The sequence below is a fragment of the Sinomonas atrocyanea genome (assembly GCF_030811715.1).
In the GTDB taxonomy this organism is placed as follows: Bacteria; Actinomycetota; Actinomycetes; order Actinomycetales; family Micrococcaceae; genus Sinomonas; species Sinomonas atrocyanea_A.
Genome location: NZ_JAUSRH010000004.1, coordinates 201,065 through 225,161 on the forward strand (window position 1 = coordinate 201,065; position 24,097 = coordinate 225,161).

The 24,097-nt window shown below is 70.9% G+C and carries 21 protein-coding genes and 2 tRNA genes; 8 read left to right on the forward strand and 15 right to left on the reverse strand.

The features are described 5' to 3' along the window. The first annotated feature begins 397 nt into the window (after positions 1–397). The 4 genes from J2W21_RS09010 (at position 398) to J2W21_RS09025 (ending at position 5,123) form a co-directional block, all read left to right on the forward strand. Positions 398–841, forward strand: coding sequence for a GNAT family N-acetyltransferase (locus J2W21_RS09010; protein ID WP_307114165.1), 444 nt, complete (start codon positions 398–400; stop codon positions 839–841). 12 nt (positions 842–853) lie between these two features. Then, positions 854–1,849, forward strand: coding sequence for an ABC transporter ATP-binding protein (locus J2W21_RS09015; protein WP_307114166.1), 996 nt, complete (start codon positions 854–856; stop codon positions 1,847–1,849). Continuing rightward, on the forward strand, positions 1,846–3,435 hold the full coding sequence (locus J2W21_RS09020) for an ABC transporter permease (RefSeq protein ID WP_307114167.1): 1,590 nt from the start codon (positions 1,846–1,848) through the stop codon (positions 3,433–3,435). Before J2W21_RS09015 ends, J2W21_RS09020 begins: the two co-directional genes overlap by 4 nt. 143 nt (positions 3,436–3,578) lie before the next feature. Continuing rightward, positions 3,579–5,123, forward strand: coding sequence for a DHA2 family efflux MFS transporter permease subunit (locus tag J2W21_RS09025; protein WP_307114168.1), 1,545 nt, complete (start codon positions 3,579–3,581; stop codon positions 5,121–5,123). A 37-nt stretch (positions 5,124–5,160) separates the two neighbouring features. Here J2W21_RS09025 and J2W21_RS09030 read toward each other — a convergent pair whose 3' ends face one another. Together J2W21_RS09030 and J2W21_RS09035 are read right to left on the reverse strand one after the other, a co-directional pair. Beyond that, entirely contained in the window at positions 5,161–5,958 is a 798-nt protein-coding gene (locus J2W21_RS09030) for an SDR family oxidoreductase (protein WP_307114169.1), read from the reverse strand. A gap of 242 nt (positions 5,959–6,200) precedes the next feature. Beyond that, complete coding sequence (locus J2W21_RS09035) at positions 6,201–7,595, reverse strand: bifunctional pirin family protein/GNAT family N-acetyltransferase (RefSeq protein ID WP_307114170.1); 1,395 nt, start codon at positions 7,593–7,595, stop codon at positions 6,201–6,203. 339 nt (positions 7,596–7,934) lie between these two features. On the opposite strand from J2W21_RS09035, the gene J2W21_RS09040 reads away from it, so the two are divergent. Both J2W21_RS09040 and J2W21_RS09045 read left to right on the forward strand, forming a co-directional pair. Further along, a complete protein-coding gene (locus J2W21_RS09040; protein ID WP_307114171.1) occupies positions 7,935–8,348 on the forward strand; it encodes an ArsR/SmtB family transcription factor in 414 nt (137 codons plus the stop codon). Beyond that, positions 8,345–8,833: an SRPBCC family protein gene (locus J2W21_RS09045; protein ID WP_307114172.1), complete on the forward strand. Its 489-nt coding sequence runs from the start codon at positions 8,345–8,347 to the stop codon at positions 8,831–8,833. The genes J2W21_RS09040 and J2W21_RS09045 overlap by 4 nt, the downstream gene beginning before the upstream one ends. Before the next feature lie 217 nt (positions 8,834–9,050). Here the strand turns inward: J2W21_RS09045 and J2W21_RS09050 are convergent, their stop codons facing one another. Further along, positions 9,051–9,932 (reverse strand): rhomboid family intramembrane serine protease, encoded by an 882-nt coding sequence (locus tag J2W21_RS09050; RefSeq protein ID WP_307114173.1) that lies wholly within the window; start codon positions 9,930–9,932, stop codon positions 9,051–9,053. A gap of 9 nt (positions 9,933–9,941) precedes the next feature. Beyond that, a complete protein-coding gene (locus tag J2W21_RS09055) occupies positions 9,942–10,487 on the reverse strand; it encodes a peptidylprolyl isomerase (RefSeq protein WP_307114174.1) in 546 nt (181 codons plus the stop codon). Positions 10,488–10,651: 164 nt separating this feature from the next. Between J2W21_RS09055 and J2W21_RS09060 the strand changes: the two genes are divergently transcribed. Both J2W21_RS09060 and J2W21_RS09065 read left to right on the forward strand, forming a co-directional pair. After that, on the forward strand, positions 10,652–11,698 hold the full coding sequence (locus J2W21_RS09060; protein ID WP_307114175.1) for a hypothetical protein: 1,047 nt from the start codon (positions 10,652–10,654) through the stop codon (positions 11,696–11,698). Between the two features lie 141 nt (positions 11,699–11,839). Continuing rightward, positions 11,840–12,709 carry a glycosyltransferase gene (locus J2W21_RS09065; RefSeq protein WP_307114176.1) on the forward strand — a complete coding sequence of 290 codons (870 nt, stop codon included), beginning with the start codon at positions 11,840–11,842 and terminating at the stop codon, positions 12,707–12,709. A gap of 2 nt (positions 12,710–12,711) precedes the next feature. On the opposite strand, the gene J2W21_RS09070 is transcribed toward J2W21_RS09065, so the two are convergent. From J2W21_RS09070 to dnaN, 11 genes are all read right to left on the reverse strand, one after another. Next, a complete protein-coding gene (locus J2W21_RS09070) occupies positions 12,712–13,617 on the reverse strand; it encodes a DMT family transporter (RefSeq protein WP_307114177.1) in 906 nt (301 codons plus the stop codon). Between the two features lie 73 nt (positions 13,618–13,690). Next, a tRNA-Ala gene (locus tag J2W21_RS09075) sits at positions 13,691–13,763 on the reverse strand. A 16-nt stretch (positions 13,764–13,779) separates the two neighbouring features. Next, on the reverse strand, positions 13,780–13,899 hold the full coding sequence (locus J2W21_RS09080) for a DLW-39 family protein (RefSeq protein ID WP_307114178.1): 120 nt from the start codon (positions 13,897–13,899) through the stop codon (positions 13,780–13,782). Positions 13,900–13,933: 34 nt separating this feature from the next. After that, positions 13,934–14,007 (reverse strand) — tRNA-Ile (locus tag J2W21_RS09085). Between the two features lie 63 nt (positions 14,008–14,070). Further along, on the reverse strand, positions 14,071–14,682 hold the full coding sequence (locus J2W21_RS09090) for a DUF3566 domain-containing protein (protein ID WP_373423093.1): 612 nt from the start codon (positions 14,680–14,682) through the stop codon (positions 14,071–14,073). Continuing rightward, a complete protein-coding gene (gene gyrA / locus J2W21_RS09095) occupies positions 14,679–17,327 on the reverse strand; it encodes a DNA gyrase subunit A (protein WP_307114179.1) in 2,649 nt (882 codons plus the stop codon). Before gyrA ends, J2W21_RS09090 begins: the two co-directional genes overlap by 4 nt. A gap of 34 nt (positions 17,328–17,361) precedes the next feature. Next, positions 17,362–19,341 (reverse strand): DNA topoisomerase (ATP-hydrolyzing) subunit B, encoded by a 1,980-nt coding sequence (gene gyrB / locus J2W21_RS09100; RefSeq protein ID WP_373423097.1) that lies wholly within the window; start codon positions 19,339–19,341, stop codon positions 17,362–17,364. Positions 19,342–19,676: 335 nt separating this feature from the next. Further along, positions 19,677–20,216, reverse strand: coding sequence for a DUF721 domain-containing protein (locus tag J2W21_RS09105; RefSeq protein ID WP_307114181.1), 540 nt, complete (start codon positions 20,214–20,216; stop codon positions 19,677–19,679). Continuing rightward, positions 20,209–21,513: a DNA replication/repair protein RecF gene (gene recF, locus J2W21_RS09110; RefSeq protein WP_307114182.1), complete on the reverse strand. Its 1,305-nt coding sequence runs from the start codon at positions 21,511–21,513 to the stop codon at positions 20,209–20,211. The genes J2W21_RS09105 and recF overlap by 8 nt, the downstream gene beginning before the upstream one ends. A 19-nt stretch (positions 21,514–21,532) precedes the next feature. After that, positions 21,533–22,417 (reverse strand): phosphogluconate dehydrogenase (NAD(+)-dependent, decarboxylating), encoded by an 885-nt coding sequence (gene gnd, locus J2W21_RS09115; protein WP_307114183.1) that lies wholly within the window; start codon positions 22,415–22,417, stop codon positions 21,533–21,535. 60 nt (positions 22,418–22,477) lie between these two features. Continuing rightward, positions 22,478–23,602 (reverse strand): DNA polymerase III subunit beta, encoded by a 1,125-nt coding sequence (dnaN, locus tag J2W21_RS09120; protein WP_307114184.1) that lies wholly within the window; start codon positions 23,600–23,602, stop codon positions 22,478–22,480. Between the last annotated feature and the right edge of the window lie 495 nt (positions 23,603–24,097).

Consider the following 24,097-nt stretch of genomic DNA (forward strand, 5'->3'; position numbering starts at 1 on the left):
GCCTTCTTCGGCGCGGCCTTGGGCCTCACGGGCTCCTCGTCGTCGTCCTCGTCGTCGTCGAAGATCCCGGCGAAGAGGTCATCCAGCCCGTCGTCGTCCTCGTCCTCCATGTGGGGGCTGTAGCCGAACCCCTCCTCGTACTTCGCGTCGAGCTCGGAGCGGAAGTCGGAGTCGAAGTCGTCGTAGTAGTCGGGCTCGGCCAAAGCGGTCATGAGGTCGGGGATCTCCTCTTTTCGGGCGCACGCCGTTTCCGGGCGCGAAGGGGGGCTGCGTCCGTGTCGGGCTGTCGTGGGGTGGCGAGCCGTGGGTGGCTCAGCTGTCCGAGTGTAGCAAGCTGCAGTTGGGCCTGAGGTCGCCCCCGGTTCACCTTCCGTGGCGGAGCGCGTAAGCTCGGGCCGTGGATGCGGACAACGCGCCCAACATCACACTCCGCCGCCTCGGCCCGCACGACGCCGGCCGGCTCACCGCCGCCTCGGACCTGTTCGACGCGCCGGTCACGGAGGCGGGCGCGCGGGAGTTCCTCACCAAGCCGGGCCACCACCTGCTGCTCGCCGAGACCGCGGACGGCCGGGCGATCGGGTTCGTGAGCGGCGTCGAGACGGCCCACCCGGACAAGGGCACCGAGATGTTCCTCTACGAGCTCGCGGTCGACGAGGGCTGGCGCCGCCGAGGCGTGGCCTCGCACCTCGTCAACGCCCTCGCGGAGATCGCCCGCGAGGCGGGGTGCTACGGCATGTGGACGGCCGCGGATCGGGACAACGAGGCGGCCCTGGCGACCTACCGCTCCACGGGAGCACGCCTCGAGCCCGGGACCACCGTCGTCGTCTACGACCTCGCCTGAAGGGCCCGGCACATGGTCACCCCGGTGAGCATCACGGGCCTGGTGAAGACCTTCGGCCGGGTGCGCGCCCTCGACGGGCTGGACCTCGAGGTCCGCGAGGGCGAGGTCCTCGGCTTCCTGGGGCCGAACGGGGCAGGCAAGTCGACCACGCTGCGGATCCTCCTCGGCCTGCTCCGGGCCGAGGCCGGCCATGTCGAGCTGCTCGGCGGGGACCCGTGGCGCGACGTGGTGCGCCTCCACCGCCGCATCGCCTACGTTCCCGGGGACGTGAGCCTGTGGCCCTCCCTCACCGGCGGCCAGGCCATCGACCTCATCGGGCGCCTCCGCGGCGGCCTCGACGAGCGGCGCCGGGCCGAGCTCATCGACACCTTCGAGCTCGACCCGTCCAAGCGCGGCCGCGCCTACTCGAAGGGCAACCGGCAGAAGGTCGCGATCGTCGCCGCCCTCGCCTCCCGCGCCGAACTCCTCATCCTCGACGAGCCCACAGCGGGCCTGGATCCGCTCATGGAGGCGCTGTTCCGCCAGGAGATCCGGCGGGAGAAGGCCGCGGGCCGGAGCGTGCTGCTCTCGAGCCACATCCTCGCCGAGGTAGAGGCCCTCGCGGACCGCATCAGCATCGTGCGCCAGGGCCGGGTCATCGAGACCGGCACGCTCGAGCAGATGCAGGTCCGCGCCCGCACCACCGTTGCTGCGACGCTCGAGGACGGCGAGGCGCGGCCCGAGGCGCTCTCTGCCCTGCCCGGCGTCGCGGACCTGCACATCGATGACGGCCGCGTCCGCTTCAGCGTCGACGGCGAGGGGCTCGGCACGGCGATGAACGCCCTGGCCGCCCACGGCCTCCGCGCGCTGACGGTCACCCCGCCGAGCCTCGAGGACCTCTTCCTCCAGCACTACGGCGACCGCCTCCCGCCCGGCACCGAGGGGAAGGCGGGCGGGACGCACGACGCCGCCACTCGCCGTCGTGCGCGGGGTCGCCACCGCGGCGGGCCCGGGCAGGAGGAGCCATGAGCGGGTTCGCGGGCACGGGGCGCCTGCTCCTGTTCGCGCTCCGGCTCGACCAGCTGCGGCTCGCCCCGTGGGTCCTCATCATCGCGCTCTTCCCTTTCGGCGTGTACAACAGCTACTCGACCGTGTTCTCGGGGCCCGACGAGGCGCGCGCGCTCGAGCAGAGCCTCAGCACCAACCCGGCGTTCATGCTCCTGCTCGGCCCCGCGGACCGCCTCGACGACCCCTTCGGCTTCACGACGTGGCGCATGCAGGTCTTCGCGATGTTCTTCGCCGCGCTCATGGCCGTCTTCGCCGTGACCCGGCACGCGCGGGGCGCCGAGGACACCGGGCAGGCGGAGCTCATCGACTCGGGCGCGGTGGGCCAGCACGCGCGCCTCGCCGCCGCCGTCCTGCTCGCCTGGATCGCATCCGCCGCCGTGGCCGTCACCATCGGCGCCACGCTCACCGCGTCCGGTGCCGCGGTCCAGGAGGCGTTCGCGCTCGGCGCGCTCATCGGCGGGGTGGGGTTCACGTTCGCCGGGATCGCGGCGATCACCTGCCAAATCGGCTCGTATGCCCGCACGGCCAACACGCTCGCTGCGGCCGTCCTTGTCCTCGCCTACGTGGCGCGCGGGCTCGCCGACACGCTCACGGGAGGGGAATGGGCCCTGTGGACGAGCCCGCTGGGCTGGGCGGAGCTCGTCCGCCCGGCCACCGGGCTCAGCCCGGCCCCGCTCGCGCTGCTCGTCGCCGCTGGCGCCGCGGCGGCAGGGGTCGGGGCGTGGCTCGCCGGGCGGCGTGACTACGGCGCGGGACTGGTCCGGGAGCGCCCAGGGCCCTCCCGGTGGCGCGCGGGGGTGTGGGGCCATGCGGCCGCCCTCTACCGGGCGCCGACCCTGACCTGGACGGCGGCCTTCGTGTTCCTCGGCTTCGTGTACGGGCTCGTGACCGGGACGCTGCGGGACTTCTACGAGGGCAACGCGTTCATCCGCCAGCTCCTGGCCGCCCACGCCGCGACGGAGGCGGACCTGACGTTCACGTTCGTCTCGCTGCTCCTGCTCATCCTGGCGCTGACCGGGGCCGTGTTCGGGATCCAGGTCGCCGCGCGGTTCGCCGCCGAGGAAGAGGAGGGCCGCGCCGAGTGGATCCTCTCCACCGCCGTCTCGAGGCAGGGCTACCTCGTCCCCACCGCCGTGGCCGCGCTCCTCGCGCCGTCGGCCACCCTGGCGGTGGGCGGCGTCGTGCTCGCGACGACCGCGGATGCGACGGGCGCCCAGATCGGCGCCTGCGACATCATGCGCCAGACGCTCGCGACCCTTCCAGCACTGTGGCTCGCGGCCGCCGCCGGCCTCGCCCTGGTCGGGGCCGCGCCGGTGCTGCGGTGGATCGCGTGGCTCCTCGTGGTCTACTGGCTCCTCGTCACGGTCTTCGGCCCGGTGCTCAAGGCGCCGGACTGGCTGCTGGACACCAGCCCGTTCCACGTCATCCCCCGGGTCAAGGCGGCCGACGCGAACTGGGCACCGGTCGCGTGGATCCTCGCCATCACGGCAGCCCTCCTCGCCGCGGCCCTCCTCGGCTACCGGGCGCGGAGCATCCGCGGAGCCTGAGCCTCCCGCGCCTGTCCGATTCGCCCACGGTCTGGAAGAATTGGCAGCCTCCCCGCGTTGGACTCCACATCGGACCTGCGCCGGGCGCCCCGGGGGCCCGCCGCGTTCCCCCTGTCCTTCCCTGAAGCACCTCAGGAGCACCCTTGCCTTCCGCACCCGAGCACCCCTCGCCGTCGTCCGCGGCGGCGCGCCCCGCGTCGCCCCGCGAGGCCCACCCCATCAGCCCGGAGAACCGGCTCATCGTCACCGTGCTGGTCATCGCTGCCTTCGTGGTGATCCTCAACGAGACGATCATGAACGTCGCGCTGCCCCGGCTCATGGCGGAGCTGCACGTCGACGCGCCGACGGTCCAGTGGCTCTCCACGGCGTTCATGCTGACGATGTCGGTGGTCATCCCCACCACCGGCTTCCTCCTCCAGCGGCTCTCGACCCGCACGGTGTACATCCTCGCGATGAGCCTGTTCAGCGCCGGAACCCTGCTCGCCGCCCTGGCGCCGGGCTTCGGCGTGCTGCTGCTCGCCCGCGTGGTCCAGGCATCCGGGACCGCGATCATGATGCCGCTGCTGATGACGAGCGTCCTGACCCTCATCCCCGTCCCGCGCCGCGGCCAGGTCATGGGCACCGTCAGCATCGTCATCTCGGTGGCCCCCGCCGTGGGGCCCACCCTCTCCGGCCTGATCCTGCAGTTCTTCTCCTGGCGGTTCATGTTCCTCACCGTCCTGCCGATCGCGGTCGCCGCCCTGCTGTTCGGCGCCGCGAAGCTGCGCGGGGCGTCCGGCGGGGAGCGGAGCGCCCTCGACGCGCTCTCCGTGCTGCTCTCGGTGCCGGCCTTCGGCGGCGTGGTCTACGGGCTGAGCCAGCTGGGCGGCGAGGGGTCGGGCGGTCTCGGCCCCGTGGTGCCCCTCCTCGTCGGCGCCGCCGCGCTGGTGGCCTTCGTGCTCCGGCAGCTCGCGCTGCAGCGCTCCGGCTCGCCGCTGCTGGACCTGCGCGCGTTCACCTACCCGATGTACACGGTCGCCACGGCACTGCTCATGGTCGGCATGATGGCCCTGTTCGGCGTCGTCATCCTCCTGCCGCTCTACCTCCAGCAGCTGCGCGGGCTCGACACGCTCGGCACCGGCCTGCTCCTCCTGCCGGGCGGCCTGGTCATGGGGTTGCTCGCCCCCACGGTGGGCCGCTGGTTCGACCGGGTGGGCCCGGTTCCCCTGACCCTCACGGGGACCTCGCTCATCACCGCAGTCCTCGGGGCGCTGGCCTTCATCACCGCGGAGACGTCGGTGTGGCTGGTGATGGGCCTGCACATCGTCCTGTCGCTCGGGCTCGCCTTCCTGTTCACCCCGACGTTCACGAGCGGACTGAATCCCCTGCCGCCGCGGCTGTACAGCCACGGCTCGGCGATCCTGAGCACCCTGCAGCAGGTCGCGGGCGCCGCCGGCACGGCCCTCCTCGTCGCCGTGATGGCGGGCACGGCCCGCGCGGCCAGCGCTTCCCTGCCGGGGCCGGACGCGGCGATGGCGGGCTTCCGCGCGGCGTTCCTCGTGGCGGCGGCGGCCGGGGTCGCGGCGATCGTGCTCGCCGCCTTCCTCCGCAATCGGCCCTCGGACGCGGCGGGGGAGCACGGGGCCTCTGGGCCTCCCGCCCAGTCCGAGCCGCGTCCTGCAGCCCAGGAGCGCCGGCAGGCGGTCTGATACCTGCCCGCCGGGGAATATGCCCTTTAAGGCATGATCAGTGGGGCGCCGAGAAGCCGCCGTCCGCGCGGAGCAGCTGTCCGTTGATCCAGCCACCGGGGCCGCTCAGGAGGAAGGCCACGACGCCAGCGATGTCGGCCGGGGTGCCGAGGCGTCCCCAGGGCTGCCGGGCGCTGAGGGCAGCTCTGGTTTCATCGTCCATCCAGCCGGTGTCGACCGGGCCCGGATTGAGCGCGTTGGCTGCGATGCCCTGTGGTGCAAGCTCCCGCGCTGCCGCCAGGACGATGCGGTCGAGCGCGCCCTTGCTTGCCCCATAGGGCATATTCCCCGCGGTATGGTCCGAGGTGAGGGCGACGATGCGCCCCCCGCCGTGCCAGTCCGCGGGGAACTGCCGGGCATAGGCGCGGATCAGGAGCCACGACGCCCGGGCGTTCACGGCGAAGTGCCGGTCGAAGGATTCGAGCCCCGTGTCGAGCAGCGCCGAGTCAACCGACTCCGCATGGCTGAGCACTAGCGCTCTCACCGGCCGCGCGGCGCCGGCCTGGGCCAGAAGCCGGTCGGGGGCTGTGGGATCGGCGAGGTCTGCCTCGGCCCTGGTCACCGAGGCTCCGAGCCCCCGCAGTTCCTCCGCGACGGCTTCGGGGTCCTCGGCTCGGACACCCCAGGGCATGCGGCCGTCATAGGGGCTCCAGTAGGAGAGGGCGAGGTCCCACCCCTGGCGTGCGAGTTCGCGGGCGATCCCGGCGCCGATGCCGACGGTGCGCCCCACCCCGGTGATGAGGGCGAGCGGCCGAGCGCCTCCCGCCGGCGGCTGTTCCTCCAGAGTGGGCTCCATGCGGCCATGCTAGCCGGGGCCCCGTACCCGGAGAGCGGATCGGGCGACGAGATGCGTACCCGAAACGGGAGAAGGGCGACGAGATGCGTACCCGAAACGGGGCGGTGGGGGTTGTTCAGGGGGTGTGCACAGCGCCGGCCGAGTTATCCACAAGTTGTGGGAAAACCCGTGGATACCGGGGCGCCGCACGGAACTACATCGGTGTGAGTTATCCACGGCGTGGACAACGCTGTGGACAAGGTTCAGTCCTCGTCCATCACGAAGCCGTCCTCGACGAGATCCGCGTAGTCCTGATGCCGCTTGATGAACGCCCGGACGTAGGGGCAGTATGGGCGGATCCGGCGCCCGGCCGAGCGCACGTCGTCGAGCGCGTACGTGACGAGCTTGCTCGCGAGGCCCATCCCCGAGTAGCCGTCGGCCACCTCGGTGTGGTCGAACGCGTACACGGAGCCGCCCTCCTTCTCGCGGTACTGGGTGAAACCGGCGACCACGCCTCCCACATGCACCTCGTAGCGGTGCCGCTGGTCCGCATGGACGAATTCCGTCTTCCCCGACTGCCTCTCGGATTCCTGCACGGTCATGGGTGTCCCTCTCTTGACTGTTCCTGAAGTGCCGTCCGGCGTAGGTGCGCCCGGCCTCGGCCGGAGCCTGACGTTCGGCAGCGGGGGAGCGGGCAGGGCCGCCTCGCCCCCGGTGAGCTCGACGACGGGACCGAACGGCGCGCCGTCGTCCGCCGGGACCTGCTCCGCGAGCTGGGCGTTCCACGCGTCGCGGAAGGCAGCGATCTCCTCGTGCGATCGGCCCACGAAGTTCCACCACATGGTGATCTCCTCGGGGAAGGGCGGCCCGCCGAGGATCACGGCCCGGACGGGCCGCGGCCCGGGATTGGCGAGCCGCACACGGCCGCGTCCCGGTGCGAGGAAGGCCAGATGCGCCTCGGCCAGCGCGCCGTCCTCGACCTCGAGCGCCCCGCCGTCGGCCAGGATCGCGTGCTCGAACTCCTCCGCGACCTCGAGCACCGCTTCACCTCCAGGCTCGAGGACTGCCTCGGCCCCCAGCAGCGCCGTGTAGGTGCGCACAGGGGAGGCCGAACCGTGCAGCGAGCCGAGGAAGACGCGCAGCTCTCCCGCGCGGCCTCCGCTGCCGTCGCGGAGCACGACGGCGGGCGGCACGTACCGCTCGAACCCCGGCGGGGCGGAGCGGAACGGTGCAGGAAGGGCCGTCCACAGCTGGACCCCATGCAGCGTGGTCGTCTGGGGGGTCGAATACTCGGAGTGGTTGATGCCCCGCCCCGCCGTCATGAGGTTGAGCTCGCCGGGGCGGACCGTCGCCTGGTGGCCCGCGCTGTCCCGGTGCTCGATCTCGCCGGTGAAGAGCCAGCTCACGGTCTGCAGGCCCGTGTGGGGGTGCGGCGGGACGCGCATGCCCCCTGTGGCCGAGACGTCATCGGGTCCGTAGTGGTCGAGGAAGCACCACGCGCCCACGAGCGAACGCTGCCGGGACGGGAGCGTGCGGCGCACGGGCATGGCCCGCGGCCCTCCGAGCGGGACGTCCCGGGGTTCGATGACCTCGATCCCCTGCACGGCGGGCTCGTCCGCGCAGAGGGTCTCGGGCGGGTCGAGTTCAAGATTGCTCACGCCAACTACCTCCTGGCCCGAGCCTACGCCCGGCCGCCGACATCCGGGAGGAGCCTGATCCGTTGTCAACAGCGTTATGCCCAGAGTTATCCACAGGCTGGGGACAAGACCTGTGCGTCAGCCCCGGGTGTGCCGGCGATGGCGCGGTCCGGCGCCCCGGCGACCATGAACTACACCGCTGTAAGTTACGCACACTGTGGACATGCGCTGTGGATAACGGTCCCTTGACCGGCATTGCAGGGCGGCGTAGAGTCGATGTATTCAACCGATCGGTTGAACAACCGAGGTATTGAAGAAGCGTCCCCGCCAACGCGGGGCGCCACCGGAGGTCGAGCCACCATGAGCACCGCCCCACCCGTCACCCCGACCTCGGCGGACGAAGACCGGCTCAACCGCGCCTTCGCGGCCCTGTCGGATCCCCTCCGGAGGAAGCTCGTGGCGCGCCTGGCTCTGGGGGACGCCACGGTCAACGAGCTCGCGGCGCCATTCGCCGTGACCGTCCAGGCCGTCTCGAAGCATCTGAGGGTGCTCGAGGACGCCGGCCTGATCACCCGCAGCCGCGACGCCCAGCGCCGCCCCTGCCACTTGGAACCCACCGCCTTCGGCCCGTTGGCCGCATGGATCGAGGCCTACCGGGTGCGCACCGAGGAGAAGTACCGGCGCCTCGACGCCGTCCTCGCCGCCGAGCCGGACCGGGACGGCGGGCAGGACGCGGCCCAGAGTGCCGCGCAGCAGAGAGGACACCAGCCATGACCGCCACCCAGACCTCCACCGTGACCGCCGAACCCGGGCTGCCGTTCGTCGACGTCGTCCGCGAGTTCGATGCCCCCGCCGAGCGCGTGTTCCGCGCCCACACCGACCCCGCACTCTTTGCCCAGTGGATCGGCCCCCGCGCCTACACCACGGTCATCGAGCGCTTCGACGCCCGCAGCGGCGGTTCGTACCGCTTCACCCAGACCGATGCCGAGGGCGCGAGCTACAGCTTCCACGGGTCCTTCCACGAGCTGAGCGCACCGCGGCGCATGGTCCAGACCTTCGAGTTCGATGGCGCCCCCGGGCACGTCTCGCTCGACGCAGCCGTCCTCGAGGACCTCGAGGGGGGCCGGTGCCGGCTCAGCGTCCACTCGTCCTTCCAGACCGTGGAGGCGCGGGATGCGATGCTGGCCGCCGGGATGACCGAGGGGATGAACGAGGGCTACCAGCGGCTCGACGAGCTGCTCGCGTCGGGTGCCGCCTGAATCCACAGCGGTCCACAGCCTCAGCCGGGAGTTGTCCACAGGCTGGGGACCCGGGCGGCCGGGCGGCGTGCCCCTCGCCCCGGATCGCCGCGTCGCCCCCGCGACGACGGGGCCGCGGGCGCTGGGCGCGGTCCCGCAGTTTGTGCACAGATGTGGAAAACCCCTGTGGAGAAGGCCCTCCACAGGGGTTTTCCGGAGCCGCGTTATGGCCAGTGGGCTACAGGGAGATTCCGCCGAGGGCGGGAACGCTCGATACCCTCACGAGCGTCGCGATCGCCAGGACGACGGCGACCGCGACGAGGCCGCCGGCCTGGACCGCGAGGCGGGAACGCCCCCGCGGCGCGTAGGCGATGACCGCCGTCGCGAGTGCCCCCGTGACGAGGCCCCCCAGGTGCGCCTGCCAGGCGATCCCGGGGACCACGAAGCCGAGCGCCGCGTTGATCACAATCAGCACGACGAGTTGGCGGACGTCGCCGCCGCGCTGGCGCTGGACCACGAACAGGCCGCCGAACAGTCCGAAGATCGCCCCAGAGGCGCCGATGACGGCGACCGGCTGCCCAGGGGCGAGCAGCAGGAAGCCGACCGATCCACCGATCGCCGAGAGCAGGTACACGGCCAGGAACCGGGCCCTGCCCAGGAGCGGCTCGAGGGCCTGGCCGAACAGCCACAGCATGTACATGTTCAGGACGATGTGGAGCACGAAGCCCTGCGAGTGCAGGAACGCGCTCGTGAGCATGCGCCACGGTTCGGCGGCCGTCAGCGTGGCCGAGTTCGCGTAGGCGAAGCCCAGGTAGACGGCGTTGCCCGGGATGAGCCACTGCAGCGCGTACACGAGCGCGCACACGGCGATGATGCCGATGGTCACGAGGGGCCGGGTCCCGGGCCGTGCACGGCCTCCGTACACGGTCCGGGGGGCGCGGGCGGCGCCGGAGAGCTCGCGGACGCAGTCCACGCAGTGGAAGCCCACGGCGGCCGGCCGCTGGCACTCGGGGCACGCCGGCCGGCCGCAGCGCTGGCACGTCACGTAGGAGACGCGGTCAGGGTGGCGGGGGCAGACGGGGACGGCCTCGGGGCCGGCCGCCGGGCTTCCTTCAGTCACGTCAGCGGGTCAGAGCTGCTCGACGTCGATCGAGCTGATGACGACGTCCTCGACCGGGCGGTCCTGCATGCCCGTGCGGACGGCCTCGATGTCGTCGACGACCTTCTTCGACGCGTCATCGGCGACCTCGCCGAAGATGGTGTGCTTGCCGTAGAGCCAGCTCGTGTCCACGGTCGTGATGAAGAACTGGGAGCCGTTGGTGCCCTTGCCGCCCTGGATGCCGGCGTTAGCCATCGCGAGCTTGTAGGGCTCCTTGAAGTTCAGCTCGGGGTGGATCTCGTCGTCGAACCGGTAGCCCGGGCCGCCGATGCCCTTGCCGAGCGGATCGCCGCCCTGGATCATGAAGTCCTTGATGATGCGGTGGAAGACGGTTCCGTTGTAGAGCGGGGTGCCCTTCTTCTCCTCGCCGGTCTCGGGGTGCGTCCAGGCCTGCTCGCCGGTCGCGAGGCCCACGAAGTTCTTGACCGTCTTCGGGGCGTGGTTGCCGAAGAGGTTGACCACGATGTCGCCGTGGTTCGTGTGGATGGTTGCCTTGGCAGTTGCGATTGCGCTCATGGCGGCCATTCTTCCACGGGGCGCCGGGGCGTCCCCGGGTGCGGGGACGGTTCCGCGCTCGGTGAAATCCGGGAACGCCGAGGGCACTCCGGCCGTGTGACCGTAGCCTATGCCCCGTGTGGCACGTAGGCTGGCGTTGGTCCAGCAGACTCCCGGAGGTAGCCGTGAAGAAACCAGTCGAGAAGAGCCTGAACGCATCCGAGTCGCTTGCCCGCGACGTCCAGCAGAATGTGAGCGCAGGCGTCGAGAGCGCGCGCGACTGGGCCCAGCCCCGTGTCGATGCGGCCGTGCAGTGGGCCGTTCCGAGGATCCAGCAGGGACTCGACACGGCGTCCCCGCGGATCCAGGAGGGCCTCAAGTCCGCCGCACACAACATCGCCGAAGGCGTGGCCACCGTGACGCCGAAGATCCAGGACAGCCTCTCCCAGCTCGCACCGCGGATCACCGACGCGGTCGACAGCGCCGCACCGCACATCCACCACGCGGTGGACAGGGCGGTCCCGGCGATCAAGGGTGCCGCTGACGAGTACCTCCCGAAGATCTCGGAGGGCATCGCCCACGCCGCGGACTCCGTGAACCGTGGGCTCTCCACCGCCCCGGGGCGAGTCGATGCCGTCGCGCAGAAGCTCGCCGACTCGGGCGTGGTGCGCCAGGCCGACGCCGCCGCGAAGGAGGCGGTGAGCAGCGCACAGAAGGCGGTCCGCAAGGCCGCCAAGGAGGTTTCCGGGCCGGCCCCGAAGAAGAAGGGCCGCGGCCTGCTGATCTTCGGGGTGATCGCGGCCGCGGTGGCTGCCGGCGTCGCGGCGTGGAAGGCCGCCAAGCCGATAGAGGATCCGTGGAAGACTCCGGCCCCGGTGGCCCCGGCCCCCAAGCCGGCCGCGCCGACCGCCTCGACGTCCACCGGCAGCGCCGCAACCCCTTCCCCCGTCCCCGCCACCGGCGGCGCGGCCGCCGAGCGCGTCGTGACGGCTGAGAAGCCGGTCGACGAGGCTCCGGATGCGGCCGAGGCCGAGGCTGCGGCCACGCTCGACGCCGGCCAGGCCGCCGTCCTCGAGGGTGAGAAGGCCGGCGAGGAGGCAGCGGAGAAGGACGCCGCCGAGAAGGACGCGGCCAGCGAGGGCAAGCACGTCGCCCCGGATGCCACGACGGCCATGAAGAACATCCACGCCGCCTCGAACGGCGGCGAGGGCAAGGAGACCCCGGGCGCCTGAGGCTCCCCTTCCACCGCCTGAGACGGGCGCGGGAGACGCGATCACGCGTCGCCCGCGCCCGTTTCCCGTGCCGCCGTCATCCACGGCCGGCTCACCCGCCGCGGCCCCACGGGGCGGGGGCCCTTTGCTAGATTTGTGGTGATGTCCCCGGACCCTGCCCTCCCCGCCACGACGGCCGCCCCCGAGCCGCCGAGCGTGTCGATCGTCGTGCCGGCGTACAACGAGGAGAGCGTCATCCGCCAGTGCGTCACTGCGGCGATCTACCAGTCCGTCCCGGCGCACGAGATCATCGTCGTCGACAACAGGTCGAAGGACGCCACAGCGCAGATCGTGCGCCAGCTGCAGTCCGAGTACCCCGAGTCGCCGATCATCCTGCTCACCCAGGTGGGGGAGCAGGGACTGATCCCCACCCGCAATTTCGGCCTGAACGCCGCCACGGGGGACGTGATCGGCCGCATCGACGCCGACTCCCTCCTCGAGCCGGACTGGGTGGAGGAGGTCCAGCGCGCGTTCATGGACAGCTCGGTCCAGGCGGCGACGGGGCCGGTGATCTACTACGACATGCCGATGCGGCGGTTCGGCCTCAAGGCCGATGACAAGGTGCGCCAGCTCCTCCTCAAGCTCTCACGGCACGAGTACCACTTCCTGTTCGGCTCGAACATGGCGATCCGGCGCACCGCGTGGGAGGCCATCCGGGACTCGACGTGCCGGGATGAGAAGGACGAGATGCACGAGGACATCGACCTGTCCCTGCACCTCGCGGAGCGGGGGCTCAAGATCCAGTACTGCCCCGACATGGTTTCGGGGATGTCCGCCCGCCGGCTCGAGGACTCGCCCAAGGACTACCGCTACTACGTGCAGCGCTTCGACCGGACGTACAAGGCGCACAACATCAAGAAGATCGCGCTCCGCGCCCCGATGGCGGTGATCTTCTCGGTGTACTACCCCGCCAAGCTCCTGCGCGCCATCCACTCGGCCAACCAGCCGCCGGTCAAGCGCGGCGGCGTCTAGCGTCAGTCCGCGCCGAGTTCCGGCGCGGTCCGCGGCTCGCGGCGGGTGCGCCGCTGGCCGAGGACGACGACGGCGAGCCCCGCGAGGATGAGCCCCAGCCCCGCGTAGGTCCCTCCCGGCAGCACCTCTCCGAGGAACACGGCGGCCAGGAGCGCCGCGCCGGGGATCTCGAGCAGGATGAACATCGACACGACGAGCGGGCTCAGGGTCGCGACGAGGTGGTTGAACGCCGTGTGGCCGACCAGCTGGGCCGCGGCGGTGATCGCGAGGATCCACACCCAGCCGGCCGGTTCGAATCCGATGAGCCGCTCGCCGGTGGCGAGGGCCATGACGGCCACGAGCGCGGCGCATACCCCGTAGCAGAGGGCCGTGTAGGTCCCCGTGCCCATGGTCTGGCGGGCCTTGCCGCCGGCCATCGTGTAGAGGCCGGCGAGGATGCCGCCCGCGACGGCGAGGAGGTCTCCGAGCACCGCCTCGTGCGAGAACCCGAGGTCCAGGCCGGTGATGGCGACGACGCCGAGGAACGCGAGCCCGAGGCCGGCGAGGACGGGCACCGGCAGCTTGCGGCCGCGCAGCACCGAGAAGACAGCGATCCAGCCCGACTGGAGGCACACGAGCGCCGTGGACGCCGCGACCGAGGTCAGCGTCAGGGACACGATGAAGCACACGAAGTGGAAGGCGAGGGCCACGCCGGCGAGGGAGGACCAGAGGAGGTCCCGCCGTGTGAGCAGGCGGAACTGTCGCGGGCTCCTCACGGCGACCGGCGCCGCCATGACGAGGGACGCGATCGCGTTGCGCCAGAACGCTATCGCGAGCGCGGTCACGGACGTGCCCGCGAGCGTGCCGGCGATGAGCGGCCCGGACGCGGAGACGCCGAGCACGCCGAGCACCACGAGGAGGGGGACCACCAGCCCACTCTAGTGCCGCCCCGGACGGCAGAAGGTCCCGGCACCTGAACGGTGCCGGGACCTTCTCTCACGGTGGAGGCAAGGGGACTCGAACCCCTAACCCCCTGCTTGCAAAGCAGGTGCGCTACCAATTGCGCCATGCCCCCGTGTTCAGGGAACGGGCTACTCGACGGTGTCCGTCGAGCCGCTCCAGATTCCCTTCTGGGCCTCGGATTCCTTGGCCTTCCGATACAGGAAGGCACCCGCAAGAGCTGCGACTGCGATCGCAATCAGTCTCTTCACGGGCACCTCCACATGGTTCGGACACCAGGATCCGTGGGCGTACCAGGACTTGAACCTGGGACCTCTTCGTTATCAGCGAAGCGCTCTAACCGCCTGAGCTATACGCCCTCACGTGGCCCTCGGGCCGAGATATGACTCTACAGCACACCTCGGCCCGCGGCCAAATCAGCCTCAGTCGTCAGTAAGGGTGACTCCGACGCCGCCCACGAGGGTGGCCGAGATGTTGTAGAGCACGGCCGTGAGCATCGACAGCGCGGTCAGGAGCACCACGTTGACCACCGCGATGATGGTCGCGAACGAGGCCACCTGGCCGAGGGAGGCGATCTTCTTCAGGTCGAGCGCCCCGCCGCTCTCCGAGCCGCCGATCTCGCCGAGCAGGCCGTTGATCTTGTCGAAGATGCCGGTGACATCCAGGACCATCCACAGCACAATCGACGCGACGACGGTGACGATCCCGAGCGCCACCGAGAGCAGGAAGGACATCTTGAGCACGGACCACGTGTCGACCTTGCTCACGATCAGGCGCGCGCGGCGCTGCTTGGCCTTCGGCGCCGGCCGCACCAGGCCAGCCTGCCCCGGGCGCTGGGCCGGGCCGGCGGGCCGCTGCGCGCCGGCACGCTGCGCCGCCGCCGCGGTGAGCGGACGCTCCGCGGGGCGGGCACCCGGCCGCTGGCCCACGGAGTTCGCCGACTGCGGCGGCACCGTGGGACGCTGCGGCGGCCGCGACGGGGACGCGGCCTGCGGATAGCCCCCGGACGACGGCGTGTTCTCGGGCGTGCTCACTCGTTACCTCCCGGAGTCTGGTCAGAGTCTGGGGACAACGTTACGGCATGAGCCTCCACCGCTGCCTCCTGCTCGTCGCCGGACGCACCCTCCGGGGCGCCCTCGTCGCCTTCCTCCGCGTCGGCTCCCTCGACCGCGAGCGAACGCTCGCTGTTCTTGGCGACGGCGATGATGCGGTCGCCCTTGTCCGGCTTGGCGAAGATGACGCCCATGGTGTCGCGCCCGGTGGCCGGGACCCCGGCCACCGAGGAGCGGACCACCCGGCCGCCGCCCATGACCACGAGGACCTCGTCCTCGTCGGTGACGATGAGGGCACCCATGAGGTGCCCGCGGCCCTCTGCGTACTTGCCGACCTTGATGCCGAGGCCGCCGCGGCCCTGGCGGCGGTACTCCTCGACGCTGGTCTTCTTGGCGTAGCCGGCCTCGGTGACGATGAAGACGTACGAGCCCTCGGCCACGACGTCCGCGGCGAGCAGCTCGTCGTCGTCACGGAACTTCATGCCCGTCACGCCGCTCGTGGCCCGGCCCATGGGGCGCAGGGCGTCGTCGTCCGCCGTGAAGCGCACCGACTGGCCGTGCCGCGAGACGAGCATGAGGTCGTCGTCCTCGGAGACGATCTGCGCGGAGACGAGCTCGTCGCCGTCGCGCAGGTTGATCGCGATGACGCCGGCGGAGCGGTTGGTGTCGTAGTCCTCGAGTCGGGTCTTCTTCACGAGGCCGGCCTTGGTCGCGAGGACCAGGTACGGCGCCTGCTGGTAGTCCCGCAGGTCCAGGACCTGGGCGATGCGCTCATCTGGCTGGAACGCGAGCAGGTTCGCCACGTGCTGGCCCTTCGCGTCGCGGCCGCCCTCGGCGAGCTCGTACGCCTTGGCCCGGTACACGCGTCCGAGGTTGGTGAAGAACAGGAGCCAGTGGTGCGTCGTCGTGACGAAGAAGTGCTCCACCACGTCGTCTCCGCGCAGCTGCGCGCCCCGGACGCCCTTGCCGCCGCGGTGCTGCTGGCGGTACTGGTCGCTGCGGGTGCGCTTGACGTAGCCGCCGCGGGTGATGGTGACGACCATCTCCTCCTCGGGGATGAGGTCCTCGACGCTCATGTCGCCATCGAAGCCCGCGAGGATGCGGGTGCGCCGGTCGTCGCCGTGCTTCTCGACGATCCCGGTGAGCTCCTCCGAGATGATCTGCCGCTGGCGGGCCGGATCGGCGAGGATCGCGTTGTACTCGGCGATGAGCGCCTCGAGCTCGTCGTTGCGGTCCTGGATCTTCTGCCGCTCGAGCGCCGCGAGGCGGCGCAGCTGCATGTCGAGGATCGCTCGGGCCTGGATCTCGTCGATGTCGAGGAGTTCCATGAGCCCGTCGCGGGCCTGCTCGACCGTGGGGGAGCGGCGGATGAGGGCGATGACCTCGTCGAGCATGTCGAGCGCCTTGAGCAGGCCGCGGAGGATATGGATCTCCTCCTCGGCCTTGCGCAGCCGGAAGCGGGTGCGCCGGACGATCACGTCGATCTGGTGGGTGACCCAGTGCCGCACGAACGCGTCGAGCGAGAGGGTGCGCGGGACGCCGTCGACGATCGCGAGCATGTTCGCGGCGAAGTTGTCCTGCAGCTGGGTGTGCTTGTAGAGGTTGTTCAGCACGACCTTCGCCACGGCGTCGCGCTTGAGTACGATCACGAGGCGCTGGCCGGTGCGGCCGGAGGTCTCGTCGCGCAGGTCCGCGATGCCGGAGATCTTGCCGTCCTTGACGAGCTCGGCGATCTTCATCGCGAGGTTGTCCGGGTTCGCCATGTAGGGCAGCTCGGTGACCACGAGGCACGTGCGGCCCTGGATCTCCTCGACGTTGACCACGGCGCGCATCGTGACGGAGCCGCGCCCGGTCCGGTAGGCGTCCTCGATGCCGCGGCGGCCGAGGATCGTCGCCCCGGTGGGGAAGTCCGGGCCCTTGATGCGCAGCAGGAGCGCCTCGAGGAGCTCCTCGCGGGTCGCCTCGGGGTTCTGCAGGTACCACTGCACGCCGTCCGCGACCTCGCGCAGGTTGTGCGGCGGGATGTTCGTGGCCATGCCGACGGCGATGCCGGAGGACCCGTTGACCAGCAGGTTCGGGAACCGTGCCGGCAGGACCGTGGGCTCCTGGTTCTTGCCGTCGTAGTTGTCCTGGAAGTCGACGGTCTCCTCGTCGATGTCCCGGACCATCTCCATGGCCAGCTGGGCCATCTTGGTCTCGGTGTACCGGGGGGCCGCGGCGCCGTCGTTGCCGGGGGAGCCGAAGTTGCCCTGCCCGAGCGCGAGCGGGTACCGCATCACCCAGTCCTGGATGAGGCGGACCAGGGCGTCGTAGATCGCCATGTCACCGTGCGGGTGGTACGTGCCCATGACGTCGCCGACCACGCGCGCGCACTTGTTGAAGGCGCGGTCGGGCCGGTAGCCGCCGTCGAACATCGCGTACAGCACGCGGCGGTGGACGGGCTTCAGCCCGTCGCGCACGTCCGGCAGCGCCCGGCCGACGATCACGGCCATCGCGTAGTCGAGGTAGGACCGCTGCATCTCCGTCTGGAGGTCGACCTGCTCGACGCGGTCGCCCTCGGGCACGAAGGCCGTCGGGTCGGTTCCCGGCGTGCCCGCGGTGGGGTCCTCGGGAGTCTCGTCGCTCAAAGATTCTCTCCTCTAATTGCTTTCCGACCCGAGATCAGATGTCCAGGAAGCGGACGTCCTTGGCGTTCTGCTGGATGAAGTGGCGCCGGGACTCGACGTCGTCGCCCATCAGGACGGTGAACGTCTGGTCCGCGGCCGCGGCGTCCTCCATGGTGACCTGCAGGAGCGTGCGCCGGTCCGGGTCCATGGTGGTGTCCCACAGCTCGGTGTAGTCCATCTCGCCGAGGCCCTTGTAGCGCTGGATCCCGTTCTCCTTGGGCAGCCGCTGGCCGTTCGCCAGGCCCGCCCGGATCGCCTCGTCCCGCTCCCGGTCGCTGAACACGTAGTCGTGCGCGTGGTTGGACCACTTGATGCGGTAGAGCGGCGGCTGCGCGAGGTACACGTAGCCGTTGTCGATGAGCGGGCGCATGTACCGGAACAGCAGCGTCAGGAGCAGCGTGGTGATGTGCTGGCCGTCCACGTCGGCATCGGCCATGAGCACGATCTTGTGGTAGCGCAGCTTGGCGATGTCGAAGTCCTCGCCGATCCCCGAGCCGAACGCGGTGATCATCGACTGGACCTCGGCGTTGCCGAGCGCCTTGTCGAGGCGTGCGCGCTCCACGTTGAGGATCTTGCCGCGCAGGGGCAGGATCGCCTGGGTCTCGGGGTTGCGTCCGCGCTTGGCGGAGCCGCCCGCCGAGTCGCCCTCCACGATGTAGACCTCGCAGCGCGACGGGTCCTTGCTCGAGCAGTCCGAGAGCTTGCCCGGCATCCCGAAGGACTCGAGCGGGCTCTTGCGGCGCGCGTTGTCGCGGGCCTTCCGGGCGGCCATGCGGGCCTGCGAGGCCTGGATGGCCTTGCGGATCACATCCTTGGCAGGACCGGGGTTGCGCTCGAGCCAGTCGCCGAGCTGGTCGGTCACCACGCGCTGGACGAAGCCCTTGGCCTCGGAGTTGCCGAGCTTGGTCTTGGTCTGGCCCTCGAACTGCGGCTCGGCGAGCTTGATGCTGATGACGGCGGTCAGGCCCTCGCGGATGTCGTCGCCCGTGAGGTTGTCGTCCTTGTCCTTGAGGATGCCCTTCTCCCGTGCGTAGCGGTTGACGAGCGAGGTCATCGCCGCACGGAAGCCCTCCTCGTGGGTCCCGCCCTCGTGGGTGTTGATCGTGTTCGCGTACGTGTGCACCGACTCCGCGTAGGCCGTGGTCCACTGCATTGCGACCTCGAGCGCCATCTTGCGCTCGTGGTCCGTGCTCTCGAACGCGATGACCTCCTCGTGGATCACCTCGATCTTCTTCGAGGAGTTGAGGTGCTTGACGTAGTCGAGGAGGCCGTCGTCGTACTTGTAGTCGACCACCCGGCGGGTGGGGGTGGACTTGGACTCCTCGGCGGGGACGCCGGCCTCGGCGCTCTCGCCGGCGACCTCGCTCTCCTCCTCCTCGCCGCGGCGCTCGTCCGTGAGGGTGATCCGCAGGCCCTTGTTGAGGAAGGCCATCTGCTGGAACCGGGCGCGGAGGGTCTCGAAGTCGAATTCGGTGCTCTCGAAGATCGCCGGATCGGGGTAGAAGGTCTGGATCGTGCCGGTCGAGTCCGTCTCCTCGCCCTCGATCAGGTCGCCGACCGGATGGCCGCCGTCGCGGAAGGACATGCGCCAGGCACGGCCCTGCCGCCGCACCTCGGTCTCGACGCGGGTCGAGAGCGCGTTGACCACGGAGATGCCGACGCCGTGGAGGCCGCCCGAGACGCTGTACCCGCCGCCGCCGAACTTGCCGCCGGCATGCAGGATGGTCATGACGACCTCGACGGTGGGTCTGCCCTCGGTGGGGTGGATGTCGACCGGGATGCCGCGGCCGTTGTCCTCGACGCGGACGCCGCCGTCGTCCTGGAGCGTGACCTGGATGTGGTCGCAGTACCCGGCCAGCGCCTCGTCGACCGAGTTGTCCACGACCTCGTACACGAGGTGGTGGAGGCCGCGGGGCCCGGTGGAGCCGATGTACATGCCGGGCCGCTTCCGGACGGCCTCGAGGCCTTCGAGCACGGTGATGCTGCTGGCCCCGTATTCCCGGGGCTCGGGGCTGGATCCTGAGGGCTGCGATGGAACCTGCTGCCCGCTGGGCTGGTGCTCGTTCTGCTGGGTGTTTGGGTCCACTCGACTCTCGTCAGCCACAGGCGTTCTCGACCCCTCTTCCGTTCGGCAGGCTTAACGTGTCAATTCTACCGGTTCCCGCGCGCGGGGGCCGACAGCGGCACCCCGATTGCCTCTGGGAGGGGCGCAGACGGCTCATGGCGACTCGCGGCGGCGGCCTTCCAAGGGGGAGTGTGGGTCCCGGGCTGCCGGGCGCCCCACGCGCCGTCCACGGGATCGGCCCCCGCTCACCCGTAGGTGTCCCGCGGTCCGCGGCCGCGGACGTGCCGCGGGCCCTTCCGCCAGCTCGGCGCCGAGGGCCCCAGGACGTGGATCCGGGTCACGATCCCGTCCCCGAGCTCGCGGCGGAAACGGTCCATGAGGGTCGGGGCCATGAGGCGGAGCTGGGTGGCCCAGGCCGTGGAGTCGCAGCGGACGCGCAGCTCGGTGCCCTCGAAGCTCTCGGGAGTGCAGTGCGCCGAGATCTCCGGGCCCACGAGTTCCGCCCACCGGGACATGACCGAGCCGACGGACACGGGGGAGTTCCAGCCGCGCTCGGCGACCATGCGGCTGACCACACTGCCGAGCCCCTGCGGGTCCCGGCCGCTGTAGCCGGCCGCCGGCCGCTGCCGGCTGCGCGGACGGGGCGCGTTCGGATCGGCTACCAGCGGGCCCGTGGCGCGGACGCGCACCTCGCCGCGCGCCTCGGCGGCCTGGCGCACCCGGTTGAGGGCCGCGCGGGCGGCGTCGATCCCGTCGGGGAGCGCGGCGTCCTTGTCCTCAGCCATCCCCGTGCTCCGGGCGCGCGGCGTCCCCGTCCTCGACGGCTCCCTCTTCGACGGCTCCGGGGAACACGCGGATCCGCCGCCCGCCCAGCTCGGGCGGGATGTCGGCGTCGACCGCGGCCGTGACCAGGACCTGCTCGGCCTTGGCCACGATCGCGGCAAGCCGGGCCCGCCGCGTTGCGTCGAGCTCGGCGAACACGTCGTCGAGGATGAGGATGGGCTCGTCGCCCGACACGGCCGAGTCGTCGAGCATCACGTAGTAGGAGGCGAGCCGCAGGGCGAGCGCGAACGACCAGGTCTCGCCGTGGGAGGCGAACCCCTTCGCTGGCGCCTCGCCGAGGAGCAGCTCGAGATCGTCCCGGTGCGGGCCCACGAGCGTCAGGCCCCGCTCGAGCTCCCGCGGCCGCGCCGCCGCGAGGGCGGCGAGGAAGCGCTCTGCGATCTCATCGACGCCGAGGCCCGCGAGGCCGGTCGAGCCGGCCTCTGCGGCGGGTTCCGCGACGGACGACGGCGAGCGGTCGCCGTCGTCCGCATCCTCCTCCGCGTCGGGGACGGCGCCCTCGACGCTCGAGCGGTAGACGGCGCGGGCCACCTTCGATCCATCTGTCAGCTGGGCGTAGGCCGCATCGAGGTGCGGGGCGAGGCGTCCGACGAGGGCGACCCTCGCGGCCAGCAGGCGCGCGCCGGCCTGGGCTAAGTGCGTGTCCCACACATCGAGCGTCGACTCGACGCTGGCACCGCCCGAAGCGTCACGGGCGTCGGAGCCGCCCCCGCGGCGCGAGAACCTCGCGGACCGGGCGCTCTTCAGGAGCGCGTTGCGCTGCTTGAGCACACGGTCGTAGTCCGCGCGGGTCCCCGCGAGGTGGGGCAGGAGGACGGTCAGGAGCTCGTCGAGGAACCGGCGCCGGGCCGAGGGATCGCCCTTGACGAGCGCGAGGTCCTCGGGGGCGAACAGGACCGTGCGGGCGATCCCGAGCAGATCCCGGGCGCGGACCGTGGCCCCGCGGTTGATCCGACCGCGGTTGGCGCGCCCCGGGTTGATCTCGAGCTCGAGCGCCGAGCGCTGAGTGCCCCGCACGAACGCGGCCCGCACCAGCGCGCGCTCCGCGCCGAAGCGCACGAGCGGGGCATCCGAGCTGACCCGGTGCGAGCTGAGCGTCGAGAGCATCCCGAGCGCTTCCACGAGGTTGGTCTTGCCGACTCCGTTCTGGCCCACGAGGACCGTCGCACCCGGGGACAGCTCGAGGTCGAGCTGGGCGTAGGAGCGGAAGTCGGTCAGGGAGAGGCGTTCGACGTACACCGGTCGGCGGGGCTCGGCTCTACTTCGCCGGGCGCGTCGCGTGCCCGCCGAACTGGTGGCGGAGGGCGGAGACCATCTTCATCGCGGGGGAGGAGTCCTCGCGCGACTCGAAGCGTGCGAACAGCGCTGCGGTGATCGCGGGAGCAGGCACCGCGTTGGCGATCGCCTCCTCGACCGTCCAGCGGCCCTCGCCCGAGTCCTCCACGTAGTCGTCGATGTTCGCCAGGCCGGGGTCCTCCTCGAGGGCCTTGACCAGCAGGTCGAGCAGCCACGAGCGCACCACGGTGCCCTTCTGCCAGGCCCGGAAGGTCCCCGGAAGGTCGGTGATGATGTCCTTGGCAGCCAGCAGCTGGTAGCCCTCGGCGTAGGACTGCATGAGCCCGTACTCGATCCCGTTGTGGACCATCTTGGCGTAGTGGCCTGCGCCCGTGGCGCCCACGTGGACGAAGCTGTCGGCCCGCTCGCCTTCGGGGCGGAGGGCGTCGAAGACGGGCAGCGCGCGCTCCACGTCCGCCGCGTCGCCGCCGGCCATGAGCCCGTAGCCGTTCTCGAGGCCCCACACGCCACCGGAGACGCCGCAGTCGACGAAGCGGATCCCCTTCTGGGCGAGCTGCTCGGCGTGGCGCTGGTCCTCGGTGAAGCGCGAGTTGCCGCCGTCGATCACGAGGTCGCCCTCCTCGAGCTTCTCCGCGAGGTCCGTGATGACGGCATCGGTGACCGCGCCGGAGGGCACCATGACCCACACGATGCGCGGGGCCGGCAGTGCTGCGACGAGCTCATCGACGGACGCGGCGTCCGAGACGTCCGGGTTGCGGTCGTAGCCCGTGACCTCGAGGCCTGCGCGGCGCAGCCGCTCACGCATGTTGAAGCCCATCTTGCCGAGGCCGATGAGTCCGATGTGCATAGCCGGGTCTCCCTTCGTGGGGCTGTGGTCGTCGGAGCGGCGGGGTGTGCCGGACCCGGGTCAGTTCGGCAGGCGCACGGGCATGACGAGGTAGCGGTAGTCGACCTCGTCCTCGCCGTCGAGCTCCCGCTGGGCCGTGATCATCGCCGGCTTCGGGGCGCTCGTGAACGAGAAGCGCACAAAGGGCGTCTCGATCACGGCGAGGCCTTCGATGAGGTAGTGCGGGTTGAACGCGACCGTGATTGGCTCTCCGTCGAGCTTCGCCTCGAGCTCCTCGGAGGCCTGGGCGTCCTCGCCGGTTCCGGCGTCCAGGGTCACGAGTCCGTCGGTGAATGCGAGGCGGACCGGAGTGTTGCGCTCCGCGACGAGCGAGACGCGGCGCACGGCCTCGACGAGCTCCTGCGTGGCGACGACGGCATGGATGGGGGTCGACTCGGGGAAGAGGGATCGGATCTTCGGGTAGTCGCCGTCGACCAAGAGCGAGGTCGTGGTGCGGCCGCCGCTCTCGAAGCCGATGAGCCGCGAGTCGTCATCGGCGAGGGCGAGGCTCAGCTCGCCCGAGCCGCCCAGGGTCTTGGCGACCTCACTGAGGGTCTTGGCCTTCACGAGGGCTGCCGTGGATGTGCCGGGGTTCGCCGGATTCCATGGGATCTCGCGCATCGCGAGGCGATAGCGGTCGGTGGCCAGCAGGGTGATGAGCTCGTTCTCGATCTCCATCCGCACGCCGGTCAGGATCGGCAGGGTGTCGTCCTTGCTCGCGGCGATGGTCACCTGGGCGACGCCCTTCGCGAACGTGTCACCGGAGACGGAGCCGAGGATGGCGGGCAGCCCCGGAAGAGGCGGGTACTCGGCCTCGGGCATCGTGGCGAGGTGGAAGGAGCTGCGGCGGCATGTGAGGGTGACCTTGGTGCCGTCCGTCTCAACATCCACCGGGGCGGCGGGGAGGCTGCGGCAGATGTCCGCGAGGAGCCGGCCGGAGACGAGGATGGTGCCCTCTTCGCGGATTTCGGCCGGGATCTCGAGGCGTGCCGACGTCTCGTAGTCGAAGCTGCTGAGGCTCACGACGCCGTCGTGGGCTTTGAGCAGCAGGCCGGCCAGGACGGGCACAGGGGGACGCGGGGAGAGCGAGCGGGCCGCCCAGCTCACGGCCTCGGTGAGGACATCCCGTTCGACTCGGAACTTCACGGACGCGTTCCGCCTTTCATCGCTGTCTCATTGGCCGCGGGGGCACACGTTCAGGGGTGCCGGCCGGGTCCGGCCAGGGCCTCGGTTCGAGGCGGCGGACCCACAGCAAGCGTTGAGCACAGCTTAGCCCCATGGGAGCTCACGGGTTCAAGCCAGAGCGGCTGGCGCCGGTTGGCCTTCGGTCGAGGACTCGTGCTGTCCGGTCGGGGCGGGGCAACTGTTGGCTAACGGTCTGGAGATTCTTGTAATTGGTGGTGTTAATAAGTGCTGTGGAAACTGTGGATAACCGGCTCTGGCCGCGGACTGGCGCGGAACTGGCCTGTTCATCCGGTGTTGATCCCGGCCGTCGAGCCTGAGGGCGGCCTGTGGATGCCCGGATTCGTGTCATTCGGGCTCTCCACAGCGGGCCTGGGGGTTTTAAGCCCATGGGGGCAGGATGTGCACTTAACCATCCACAGGCTTGTCCACAGGTGCCTGTTAATAAGGCACGCACGG